Genomic DNA, 12,427 nt, shown 5'->3' on the forward strand with positions numbered 1-12,427 from the left:
AAGGAGATTCCTAGATGAACGATCGACCGAAGGCTCGGTCAAGCGCCAGTCTGGCCCGGACCATCGAGGGAGAGTCGGCCGATCCGACGTTAATCCGGGCCACCTCGTAGGGGCGATTCGAACCGGGACGATTCGAACGACCTCCGAAGGTAAAGCCGGCCCGGTATCCGGCCTCTCGTGCGATTCGGCACGTCCGATCGTCGTAATCCCCGTATTTTCCATAAGGATACGAAATGGCATCGGCCGGTCGGCCCAGCCTGGACTCCAGCAATTGCTTCGAACGGATCAGCTCCTCCGACTGTTCCGACTCGTCCAGATCGGCCAGCCTGCGATGGGTCTGACCGTGGGAGCCGACCCCCATGCCCGCCTCGGCCAGGGCTTGAACCTGATCCCAGGTCATCATCGCCGATCGGCCGAGGGCATCGAGGTCGAGCCGAACACCGGCCCGTTCCTGCAGGTGCTCGGCCAGACGATGCTCGTCGAGCCGGCGAGCGGCGAGGCAGGCGCGGACCACGAGGGCGAGGGCCTCGTCGCGACGTGTTCGGGTCAGGTCGATGGTCAGTCGGGCCGGCTCATCCAGTTCCAGACGATCCCGGTCGGTCTGCCGGATGATCCGAGAGACGAGATCCCACCAGAACGGCCGGGGGTGGTCGATCAGGTCCGGAGGAATGAAGAAGATGGCCGAGGCTCCGGCCCTGGTAAGCGCGGGCAAGGCATGGTCGAACTGATCGCGGTAGCCGTCGTCAAAGGTTATTGCGGCGCACGGTTCGGTGAGGGGGACCTCACCGGAGGCCATGTCGATCAACTCAGCCGGCGAGAGCAGCCGGAAGGCCCGCTGAATCCCCTTGATCTGGGCTTGAAAGTCCTCGGGAGTTGCCGAGAACACCGGCCCGTAGTCCGGCGTAAGGGCGGGATCCCCGATCCGATGGTATGCCAGCACAAGCAGACAAGGGTGTCGGGAAAGCTGCTCCATCGCACGAAGCAGACCAAGATCCCTCATTCGGTGAGCCAGAAATCGACGTTTGTTAAGCATGACGACCGTTCCAAGGCGCTTCGATCAGGTGTACGCGTAGTCCGCTTCAAGCTGGGTCAGATGAAAGGGAAGCCCCTGCGGGATCAATCCCGAGCGATCCCGGACGTAGCACGGGATCTCGAAGACGGCTCGATAGCCGGAATTCCGGAGGGCCTCGGTAATCCAGGGGGTCGTGGCGAAGCACTCCGCGAGGTCGGCCCCACGGCGTCTCAGCTCCTCGGTGGCGGCCTGGATACTCGCCAGCCAGAGATCGGGATCAGGATCATCAAGAAAACAATCGACGATCTTTCCCCGCGTCACCAAGGGTTGTGGAAGGACACTCAGGATCAGGAATCCCCGGACCGATCCTCCGCGACGGATCATCCAGCCTTCGAACCAGGGGCGAGGGAACCGGAGGAAGTGATTCAGGAGCGACGGGTCACGGCGGGTGAAGCAGAGCGGCATGGCCAGTCGCTCGATGACCGCTTCGGCATCGTGGCCGAACTCGGAGACCGATTCCAGAGCAACGTGAGTGATCGGCGACCGACGCAGGCGGAGCATCCCGGCGGCATCTCTGGTCGAGCCGAGAACACGTCTCGCCCATCCGCCGCCGCTCCGATTGCGGAGTCGATACCAGGGTTTCAGGAGGCGACGCCAGACGGGAATCTGCTGCCGGATCACGTACCCGGTCCGCTGGCCCATAGCAGTCGACGACGGAGTCAGGCCGATCGCGAGGTGGACCTTTGCCATCCGGTGAACCCGCATGAGCAACCGGGCTCCCATCCCGACCCCAGACTCGGAGACGACCCAGTCGATCGGGTGAATGGCGGGGATCTTCTTTGGTGCGACTCCTGTTCCCGCCTGAAGGATGGTGGTCGGATGCAGGCCGATCGAGCCGACGATCTGTCCACCCTTAATGGCGACAAGTCCGGAGGGAAGTTCCGGCGGCCCCCCCATCGGGTCGAACAACTTCCACCTGAGGATGTCCGGAGCGGCAAAAGTCGCATCGGACGAGACCCCGAATGCCTCGGTCAAAAACTGAGACAACGAGGGAACATCCTCTGGGGCGATCGCTCGAATCTCATCGGTCATCGCTTCGTTGCCTTCGCCCCAGATTCCTTACCGATCAACGACGGTTCAAGCCGCCGATCACGACGGCGGGTGTCCCTGCCCTTTTCCTGGGCCAGTCGCCCCGCCATAATCGACCGACGGAGGGGTCGGCCGAACTGGGGAGGACCCGGAATTTCCCTTAGTGTGACGGCCCGACCCGACCCGAGGCCAGCCCTTACCCCGGCGAACGGCCGGACCTTTGGGAGCGGTGGACTGATGCGATTAGGTTTGTTCGGCGGCACCTTCGATCCGATCCACCTGGGTCATCTGATCCTTGCCGAGTCGTGCCGGGAAGCGTTGGCGCTGGATGAGGTCTGGTTTGTCGTTGCCGGCCAGCCCCCTCACAAGGGCGGCGATCGAACGGCGGTGGCGGATCGGATCGAGATGGTCCGGATCGCCATTGCCGGGCACCCGAACTTTACCGTCTCGGAGGTCGAGGCGAATTCGCCAGGACCCCACTACACCTATCAAACCCTCGAAGCCACTGCCCGCGATCGGCCCGACGATCATTTGTTTTTTTTGATTGGAGGCGACAGCCTGGTTGATTTGCCGACCTGGCGGGAGCCTGGGCTCGTGATGGAATTGGCCACGGTGGTCGCGGTGGGGCGGGCGGGTTTCGCCGAGCCTTCGGCCGACCAGATGCGACCGATCCTCGAACGGGCTCCGCGGGCCCGACCCATCGAACGGGTCAATGCTCCTCAGATCGAAATTGCCTCACGAGACCTGAGGCGGCGGGTCGCTGAGGGCAGAAGCATCCGTTACCTCGTTCCTCGTGGGGTTGAAGCATTCATCAAGGCGCGAAACCTGTACCGGAGGAGACCGGAATGAGTTCCTGAGAATTTGGGGTTCATCGCTCGTCATGGCAACTGATTTGCAGCAAAAATCGCAATGGTCGTGACGATCCTAATCCCGGACCTATTTGGACGGGTTGATGGGATCAGACTCAAACTCTGCGGGCGGCCGAGCCCTGTGCCCGATCGCTCACGTTGGGGCGCTGGGGCCCCCTTTGCGAGAGGATTGACTGCGATGATGCCAATCACCCGAGACGACTTGGAAATTCTGCTCGATACACCGCAGCAGCTCAACTATGTCGTCAGTGCCTATGCGGACCTGACCGTCCGCGATGGATTCCGACACTTTGCCAGCACGGAATTAGCAAACATCGCACGCGCTGCCGACACGGCACTCTCGGAAGCCGAGGCGCGCAAGGTCCTGGACGAGCACGTCGGACCGATACTCAAGGAAGTCGAACAGACCAAGCCGGGAGCCAAGGGACTGGCCGCGTTTAGCGCTCCGGGGCGAGGACTCTTCCACGTGATTCCGCTCCACTTTCCGGTCGAAAACAAGCTGGTGCTGGATGAAGACCCGTTCGTCATGCCGTTGCTGGAGCGTTGGTTCGGTGATCCGAGCTATCTGGTTGCTTTGATTGACTCTCACGAACTGCATCTCTTCGAGGCCCACTCGGGGCACGCCGAACATGTCACCGGGCTGAACAAGGAAGTCCCTGTCGAGATCCAACGCGACAAGCCGCGATTTACCTACAAGAAGCGTTTTCTCGACACCTGGCACGAACGGCAGCAGCAATTGACGAACGATCAGTTCCTCAAGGGAGCCGCCGATCTGATCTCGGACCACTACCGCGCCGGTGCATTTACGGGTCTCATTTTGCTCGGTCAGGCACCCACGACCTCAGCCATCCGCCGCTTGCTCCACAAGGAGGCTGATACTGCGGTGGTCCTTGAACACGCACAATCCATGAAGCCGGAGCCAAAGGTTAAAGATGTCGAGGGGGATGTGTCGCGGGCAATGGATCAATGGAGGGCCGCTGAGCGAGGACGAATTCTCGACGAATTGAAGCAGCGATGGGAGCAAGGCCATCTGGTCGCCAACGGTCCGACTGAGGTGCTTGACGCCCTACAACAGGGACGAGCCGTCGAGGTGATTATCGGTCCGGACCGGACCATGCCCGGTGCGCGTTGTTCATCCTGCGGCTATCGATTCGGAGCACCGACAGCCCAGTGCGTTTACTGCAATGGTCGGACAATTAACGTGAACGCAGTGCAGGAGATTCTTCGCATGGCGGTCCGTCAGCCAGTCGCTCGTGTCCATTTGCTCGGACGTCCGGGAGAACGGGCCCCCGATCCGATGGAGCGAGCCAACGGGGTCGCCGCTTTCCTTCGAGCCGAGGCGAACTGGACCCCTTCGGAACCGGTCCGGGCTTGAGAAGGCGATCGACGGGAGACGTGGGAGAGGTGCTTATCGAACCACCTCTCCTCGAGACTCGGAAGCGGCCTGAATCACGGCATCAACGGGAGCAAGGTCTTCGGTCAGCGGCACTCGGGTCGGTTCCGCTCGACGGGAATTGAGTCGAACAACCGGCCGTGAGACGGGATCGAAGACCGAGGAAGGCCAGCGAACCAGTCGGACGCCATTGGCCAACGTGACCCGAGGGATGCTTGTCAAGGTGTTCGAAACCAGCGGCGGCCGGATCGGCAATCCATCCTCGCGGTGCCCAACCTGCTGGAAACGGGTTCCTGAGCGGGTGAGTTCATCGAGTCGTCGGCCCGAAAACCCGGCCTCCATGGCCAGATCAGCCGCGGGCCAGATGATCGCCGTGTCGAGTCGATCGACAGTGGCAAGGTTCATCTGCATCGAATGAAAGGGGCCTTCCCCCGTATCAAGCCAGCTGAGTGAAGCCGTGGCGGCCGCATGATCGGCGACAAGCGCGGGAGCCACCGAACGATCGCTCCGCAGAAAGATGTACTGTTTATGATCATTGGGGATGGACGTTGCGGTTTCGAAGATCGACCGCGCTCGTTCGTCGCCGACGACCATGTCCTCCTGGGCCGCGATCACGACCAGAGCAGTTGACTCGGGAATTCGATCCAGTGCCGGCTCGCTGGAAGGAAGGACTTCTCCCGGTAGGACCGTGACGAGTGCCTTGGGTTCCGGCAGTCCAACCTCGTCGGCCATCGCTGCGAGTTGTGCTGCCAGATTGCCCCCAGCCGAGTGCCCAATCAGGGCGAAGCGGTTCCGGTCCGGTCGTGCTCGGTTTGGTGCGGTATCGAGCACGACAAGCGCCTTGCGAATGGCGTCGAGCGCATTGGGTAAGAACTCAGCCGGCCGCGTGGTCCAGTCCTGCTGATACCTTGGATAAATGACGATGTTTCCACGACTGGTCAGGTGAGCAATCCAGGCCCCGTAGAGACCGGGATTCGTCGACATCCAACCGTGCAACAGAACGACGACTGGGGCTGGCTTTGAGGGTGTAGGATCGGTCGGCTCGAAGATCCAGTAGGAGCGCGGCCCCTCGCCGTAACTCAGCGCGAGCATCGCAGCGTGAGGCGAGCGCTTTGTGGTCTTCTCGGCGAGTGGCTGGTCAAGCGGGAATTCGGGGAGCGGCAAGATCCCGGCCAGCAAGAGTACCAGTGCTGATCCCACGTCAAACCCTCCTTGGTGTCGACGAACGGGAAACGGCATTTCGCACGGTTCCGAAACCTGACCGGAGGCTCGACCGCCTCCCCAGGGTTCCGGCAAGGGTCTCTTGCATAGCCGTTTTGGGGAAATTCCGAAAGATGGGATCGACGAATCACAGGAAAAAATCAAAAATTCCGTCAATCCTCTCAAGTCGGACGATCTGACCGACCGATGCATTTCTTTGCGATTTCCTGGAATCGAGCAGTTCTTGAAACTGGAATTTCTTGGAAGAACGCTGGACTGGCAGGGAGGCGAGTCCAGGGCTTCTTCCGTCTGCGAACCTGGAGTGCGGATGCGTGGCGACCGGCACGTTTCCTGGGATGGTCTCAGCCTCGTCCTGGGTGTGCTGCTGCTGAGTTTTCTCGTTCCCGGCCCTCTTTTGGCCGATTCGCCACCGGTCCGGATGACCCTCGAACTCAGCTGGCGACCTGCCGACGAGGATGTCGGACGCGCAGTGAAAGAGGAATCGCCTGGTACAGTTGTCGAGCTCTCGTCTGGGACAATTGTCGATGCTCTTGCCTGGTCAGACACGACTTCTCTCCCCCTCGATCACACGGCTCGACGCCTTGATCGTCTGAAGAATGGGGCGATCAGCCTGGGGTCGAACCCGATCGGACGGGCGAGGTTACGGATCGAAGCACCGATTGAATCGTTGCTGACCATTGTGACCCCGGCCGAAGGGAGTTGGACGGTTCCTCTCATCGCCTTCCTCGATGGTCCACAACGCTCGATTCTGGAGTCAGGAATCTTCCTTGAGGCCCGTCGATTGGATTGGGATGGACTGGAGGTTGGACTGCCCGGAGATGGGGTCGTGACCTCGGGAGCCATTGTTCCGATAAACGTCAGGGTGAATGTCCTCACTCCTGAGCCGACAGAGGTCTCGCTCCTGCTCTCGGTTCGGCTCCGACCGGTTCGATCGGATCGGATCCTTTGGGAAGAGTCACGGCGGCTGGTGCTCTCGACAAACCTGCCCCGACCGGTCCCGCAGATTCTCAACGTCGCCGTGCCGCTTGATGAGGGGACCTACCTTCTTGAAGTCACTGCATCCTGGACGCCTCGTGACCTGAATGTTGATGGAAGTCGATTGAGTCGATGGTGGCGACGGCTGCGAAATCGTTCGACCGATGTCGCTTATCGACGTCTTAGCCTTTCGGTCCTCAATTCCAGGGTTGAGCCGGCGGAAGGGGGAGCTTTGCAACCTCCTCAGCGTCAGGGAGCGGACCAGCTCGACATGGTTGTCGATTCGGCCGATCTGGGTCGGACGAAGGGACTGCGACCCCGAGCGGAGGGGCGGCTCGCGACGGAGTCGTCGGCAACGGATGCACCTTGGAATGTGCCGGGAGAATTGCTGGTTGATCCACCTCGTCGGGAGCGTCTCTGGAGCCTGGTGGGCAGAGTGGGTTCTGAAAATCGTCCCCTGGACCCTGCTGGTCCTGACGGTGTGTCCTGGGTGGCCTTGCCCCTCAAAGTGCCTCATCCGGATCGACCTCATCGCCTCGATCTGGCGGTGCTGAGTGGAGATCCCGCTTCGGTTTCCGTCGCAATCGTGGCACCAGGCAATCGTCCCCGATTGTTACTGGATGCAAGAGGCTATGGCCCGCCGCTTGTCGGTCCTGGGAGTCAGGCGGTCTGCTCGTGGTCGGTCTGGCCTGATACGACCGATCCGGTCCTGATCGTCGTGAATCGCTCGGCCGATCGGCCACTCTGGCTCGGCGAGGTCAAACTCATCGAACAGGCCGACGACCCCGCTCCGCTTCTCGTGATGGGCTCGCCCGCTGATGGTGGTCGGTCGTTGGCGGTCCGCGTTTCCGGACGTCGTGATCTCGAACGGTTCGGTGGGACAAATGATCACGGACCGGATGATCCCATGGCTCGGGCTCAGCACTTGATCTCCTACCTCAAGTCGGTCGGAGCTTCGGCCGTGGTGCTCCCCGCTCCAGAAGAACGTGGTTGGGTCCGAGACGCCTTGGAAGGACAGGCGTTGGAAGATTCGATTGGGCCCGATCCCGATCGAGTTCTTCTGCTGATGCTCAAGCGTTACCAGATGGTTGTGATCCTTGAGATGGACGTCGAAGGAAGACCCTTGCCTGGCTTGCCGCCTCCCGAGGACTCCAGAGCGGTGGAACTGGGGTTGGTCCGGATTGACCGATCGGGAGCCTCGGAATCGGATCAACCGACCTACAATCTGCTCAGACCGGAAGTTCAACGGGCACTTACACAATCATTGATCGAAACGGTTCGCGCAATGGCGGGGCCACGAGGCCCTCAGTGCGATGGAATCTTGCTGCGACTTGGGCCAGGCCCGACCCTGCCCGGTCGGCCCGATACGGGTTTCGATGATTGGACCTACGCTCGATTTGTGCGAGATACAATCAAGGGAGATGTGGCCCCTGGCCTGGGCAAAGACAATCCTGATCGGTTCGCTGCTCGACACAAGTATCTCACCGGCTCGGCGCTGGTTCCCTGGTTGACCTGGCGATCTCGGCAGGTCGGGGCCTATTACTCGAGCCTTGCCGCGGCAATCGCCGAGGCCAGCCCCGGAGTCAGTGTGATGCTTGCCACTCCGGTGCTCGATGATGGCGTGGTGGGAGTCGAGGCCCGCCGTTTCGATCGGGATGGACTGCCTCCGGATGCTGCCTGGAGATCACTCGGGCTTGATCTGGCCGATTGGCCTGGAGGTGATCGTCCCTCCCCCTATCTCCTTCGAGGCGTGAGTGGGGGAGTCGGTGGGTTGGAACACGATCTGGCAACTCACCCCGCACTCGACGCTCAATTGGTGAATCGGCCTGGTCGAGGGCTGCTGCTCGGTGCTGATGAGGAGCGAGTAGAGGAAGGTGTCGCGTCGGATCCGCAATTCTCTCTCAAGCTCTCGGCAGTACCCCCTCCTTCGGGGGTTGAGGGGGACGAGGTCTTCGCTCATGCGGTGGCTGCACTCGACGTGGGCTGGGTTGTGGTGTCGGCCTCCACGCTGATCAGTCAGGAGGATCGTTTTCGACGCTTTGCCACCGTGTTTCGGAGCCTCCCACGACCCAGAAGCGGCCCTGTCGGATCGTCCTCGGTGGGCACGGTTGCCCGACTGGTGACGCTCTCCGATCGTTCCTATCTTTGCCTTGCGAATGACACGCCTTACGTCTCGCGATTGACCGCGGTGATCGGGACACCTGCGACGACCCTGATCGAAGACCTGGATCGCGGTGTCCCCGTGCCGGTCGAACTGGTCGCTGGAGGTCAGCGGGTCACCCTTGATCTTCCGCCGTTCGGGATCAAAGCGTTGCGGATTGGGGCATCGGGCGTCCGCCTCGATTCGGTCTCGGCAGGTCATGATGCTCGGCGGTATGCGCATCGCACCGCCGTTTCTCGACGGCTCCAATCCCTGGCCTCGGGCGGATCGATCTCGCACCTGAATCCCGGTTTCGAGCCGGAATCGCTTGTCCGCCAGGCCTCCTCAGGAGATCAGTTGGATCAGGATCTGGTCGGCTGGACGACCGAAGGGGTGTCAGGAGCATCGTTAGCGATTGATGTGATTGGACCAAGAACCGGCCAGGGAACCCTCAGGCTTCATGCCACGGAGGCACCTGCCACAGCGACCAGTCCGGCTTTCTTCCCTCCAGGGCCGGCGGCGACCCTCAGGGCGTTTGTGCGAACCGATCCTCCTGACGCCGCGATTCGGGTCCGGATCGAGTCGGAGCCTGGAACACCAACGCCGGTTCACCTCGCCGCAGACCTTCCCGAGCAGGATCGGAGCGACTGGACTGCCTTGGCCTTACGGGCCCCCGGACTTCCGGCCGACGGCGTTTCTATGCTCCGTCTCCGGTTTGAGCTGAGGAGTCCGGGACGGCTCTGGATCGACGATCTTTCGCTGACCGGCCCGGGGCTGGCCCAGGCTCGAAGCTGTCTGACTGCGGCGCTTCAGGCATACGAAGAAGGACGTTACGCCGACTTTGCCCGGCTGGCTCGATCTCACTGGGTCGAGAAAGCTGGGGGACCGATCGAACCTCTGGATGCTTCCCCCCTTGTGGCTCCGCTGGCCGGAGAGGTTTCGACTGATCTACCCGCCCGGTCGCGGCTTCGGTAAGATCACGATCGTCCGGGTTCGGATATCCCGAAGGATCCCTTGAGGAGCAACTCCGCGACCGCTCGGGGAGTGGGTGATTCTGGACCAATCGGGAACCGCCGCCACGGAGATCGGAGCGTTCTGGCCCGAGGCGGAGCGGCCGTAGGGTCGTTGCGTGACCCGGAACGACCGCGAGGGATGTCCGCGTTTTCCCCAAGATCGCCTCGCGAAGTCACACTCCGAGGGAGGGTCAGGAGGGCCTCGAATGTTCGTCTCATGCAGCACCCTCTGTTTTGCCGACCGGCCGCTTGAAGCGGCCCTTCGACAAATTGCCGAATTGGAGTTCAACAAGTTCGACCTGGCTCTGGTCGAGGGTGGTCCTCACCTCAGCCCATCGGAAGTCGCCACCGACCCCGATGCCGCCTTACATCAGCTCAGGAGAGGCCCGAGCCTTTCCCCCTCAGCCCTGGATCTCGACTTTGGCTCGGTCGACACGGAAACACTCCAGAAACGGTTCGAGGCGATCTGCCGTTTCTCGAAACTGCTGACCGTCGCTGTGTTGACGATCCCAGCGGCGCCGATCGATACGCCACTGGAACGTGAGATCGAGCGGTTGTCCGAGCTCGCCCGGGTTGCGAATCGGGAGGGCCTGGTTCTCTCGGTCCGGACCCACCGTGAGACCCTGACCTCGGATCCGTCGGTGGCGCTCACCCTTTGTCAATCCGTCCCCGGACTAGGGATCACGCTCGATCCAAGCCACTATGTGCTGGGGCCGCACGCCGGGAAAAATTACGACGATCTGTTCCCCTACGTCCAGAATCTTCATTTTCGAGACACGGGGAAAAATCCAGGAGAAGAACAGGTCCGGGTAGGTCAGGGGAAGGTTGATTACGCCAGGATCGTTACGATTCTTGAACGGCATGGGTACAATCGGTCACTGACCGTTGCCCTGATCAACCACGGAACATGCTCGTTCGATGTCGAGGTGGAAGTGCGGAAAATGAAGCTCTTGCTGGAAAGCCTCATTTAAACACTCACCTTGTTGAACACTGGGGCTCCTGGCGAGGAGGTTCTCGGGCGACTATAATTCGGAGCACGAACAGGGTGGTGTGTTTCGAAATGGTCGATGGCCGCCCCGATTCCTTGGCGATGATCGCCCTGACCTGATTTCCCCGACGCGACGCGATTGCCAGGCCTTCGCGAATCTCGGAAAAGTCGGGGGGATCGAGAGGCTCAGCCATGTATGACCTCGTGGTCCTCGGGGGCGGTTCGGGAGGGTTGAACGTTTCTGGAGCCGCGGCAGCAGTTGGCGCGAAGGTGGCCCTGATTGAGGCAAACCAGCTCGGCGGCGAGTGCACGTTTACAGCTTGTGTTCCCAGTAAGGCACTGATTCATGTGGCGGATCTGGCTCGTCGCATCCACCATGCTGAACGTTATGGCATCACGGTGAGTGCTCCAGCAATCGACTTCGGTCGTGTGATGAGTCGCGTGCGGTCGGTCGTGTCTTCCTTTGCGGTCTCGGACATCGAAGCGATGCAGGCTCGGGGTGTAGAGGTTATCTCGGGCCGAGGTCGATTTGAGGCCTATGACACGGTGGTCGTCGACGAGACTCGTCCGATCCAAGGGCGAGCATTCGTGATCGCGACCGGCTCACGCCCGGCAATTCCCCCGATCAAGGGGCTTGAGGCGGCCAATCCCCTGACGAACGAAACGATTTGGACACTGACGGATCGGCCGGAATCGCTTGTGGTGATCGGTGCGGGCGCTGTGGGGCTCGAACTCTCACAAGCGCTAGCTCGCCTCGGAGTGGAGGTGACGATCATTGAAACGGCCCCTCGAATCCTGCCGCAGGAAGACCCTGAGGTCAGCAATCGGCTTCGAGCGTGCCTGGAATCTGAAGGGATCAAAATTTTCACGAACGCCGAAATTGACACGATTGAATGCCGGGACGACGGGAAGGTCGTTCATTTTGTCGACCGGCAGACCGGGAACAGTTATCAAGCGTTGAGAGAGATGCTACTTGTGGCCGCAGGACGCCGAGCCAATGTGGAATCCTTGAATTTGGACGCAGTGGGGATTGAGGCTGATCCCGAACGAGGCATTCCGGTCAATGCGTACCTCCAGACGTATGCCCGGAGGATTTATGCAATTGGTGATGTGATTGGTCGGAACCAGTGGACCCATGCGGCCGAGCGGGAAGCCGCTGTGGTCTTTCAGAATGCGGTTCTAGGGATTCCCAAACGGTATGACGAATCGGTCATTCCTCGAACGACCTTCACGGATCCGGAGGTCGCCTCTGTGGGCCGAACCTCCGGATTCGATGCCTCGGAATCTGTTCGGATCCTTCAGGTTGAATACGAAGAACTCGATCGGGCTCGGATTGAAGGCCGCACTCAGGGCTTTGCCAAGGTCGTTGTCACACCTTCGGGAAAGCTTCTTGGTGCGACCATTCTGGGAGACAATGCCGCTTTGGTCCTGCAGGAATTCGTTCTCGCGATGGATCAAGGATTGACCCTGCATCAACTTCTCAACACCATTCACCCTTATCCGACTCATGCCGGACTCGTCCGAGCCCTGGCGACCAGGTTCGCTTCGACTCGTCTGGAACATGGGCTGACCCGAGCTGCTTTGCGTATTGTATATGGATATGAACCTGCGTCGGGGATAACAGCGCGATCGGAATCCAGTCCTGAAATCTGATGTGCTTGGATCGAGGTTCACCACATCCGACCCTGGTCATTTTGAGCCGAGATCATCGCTGACAAGGCTCTGGA

8 protein-coding genes are annotated in these 12,427 nt (G+C 60.9%); 5 read left to right on the top strand and 3 right to left on the bottom strand.

Translation table 11 applies throughout. The features are described from left to right. Positions 1-10 precede the first annotated feature (10 nt). Both HG800_RS10460 and HG800_RS10465 read right to left on the bottom strand, forming a co-directional pair. A complete protein-coding gene (locus tag HG800_RS10460; RefSeq protein ID WP_169976572.1) occupies positions 11-1,033 on the bottom strand; it encodes a polysaccharide deacetylase family protein in 1,023 nt (340 codons plus the stop codon). A gap of 24 nt (positions 1,034-1,057) precedes the next feature. Further along, entirely contained in the window at positions 1,058-2,104 is a 1,047-nt protein-coding gene (locus tag HG800_RS10465; protein ID WP_169976573.1) for a hypothetical protein, read from the bottom strand. 234 nt (positions 2,105-2,338) lie between these two features. Here HG800_RS10465 and nadD point away from each other — a divergent pair, with 234 nt between their 5' ends. Both nadD and HG800_RS10475 read left to right on the top strand, forming a co-directional pair. Then, a complete protein-coding gene (nadD, locus tag HG800_RS10470; protein ID WP_169976574.1) occupies positions 2,339-2,950 on the top strand; it encodes a nicotinate-nucleotide adenylyltransferase in 612 nt (203 codons plus the stop codon). 198 nt (positions 2,951-3,148) lie between these two features. After that, complete coding sequence (locus tag HG800_RS10475; RefSeq protein WP_169976575.1) at positions 3,149-4,345, top strand: baeRF10 domain-containing protein; 1,197 nt, start codon at positions 3,149-3,151, stop codon at positions 4,343-4,345. Between the two features lie 33 nt (positions 4,346-4,378). Here the strand turns inward: HG800_RS10475 and HG800_RS10480 are convergent, their stop codons facing one another. After that, positions 4,379-5,563 (bottom strand): alpha/beta hydrolase, encoded by a 1,185-nt coding sequence (locus HG800_RS10480; protein WP_169976576.1) that lies wholly within the window; start codon positions 5,561-5,563, stop codon positions 4,379-4,381. Between the two features lie 328 nt (positions 5,564-5,891). Here HG800_RS10480 and HG800_RS10485 point away from each other — a divergent pair, with 328 nt between their 5' ends. The 3 genes from HG800_RS10485 to HG800_RS10495 all read left to right on the top strand — a co-directional run bounded on the left by HG800_RS10485 (position 5,892) and on the right by HG800_RS10495 (position 12,353). Next, entirely contained in the window at positions 5,892-9,674 is a 3,783-nt protein-coding gene (locus HG800_RS10485; RefSeq protein WP_169976577.1) for a hypothetical protein, read from the top strand. Between the two features lie 244 nt (positions 9,675-9,918). Continuing rightward, complete coding sequence (locus HG800_RS10490; RefSeq protein ID WP_169976578.1) at positions 9,919-10,683, top strand: sugar phosphate isomerase/epimerase family protein; 765 nt, start codon at positions 9,919-9,921, stop codon at positions 10,681-10,683. A gap of 209 nt (positions 10,684-10,892) precedes the next feature. Next, positions 10,893-12,353, top strand: a complete 1,461-nt coding sequence (locus tag HG800_RS10495; protein WP_169976579.1) for a dihydrolipoyl dehydrogenase family protein — start codon at positions 10,893-10,895, stop codon at positions 12,351-12,353. Positions 12,354-12,427: the final 74 nt, after the last annotated feature.

The organism is Tautonia rosea (assembly GCF_012958305.1).
In the GTDB taxonomy this organism is placed as follows: Bacteria; Planctomycetota; Planctomycetia; order Isosphaerales; family Isosphaeraceae; genus Tautonia; species Tautonia rosea.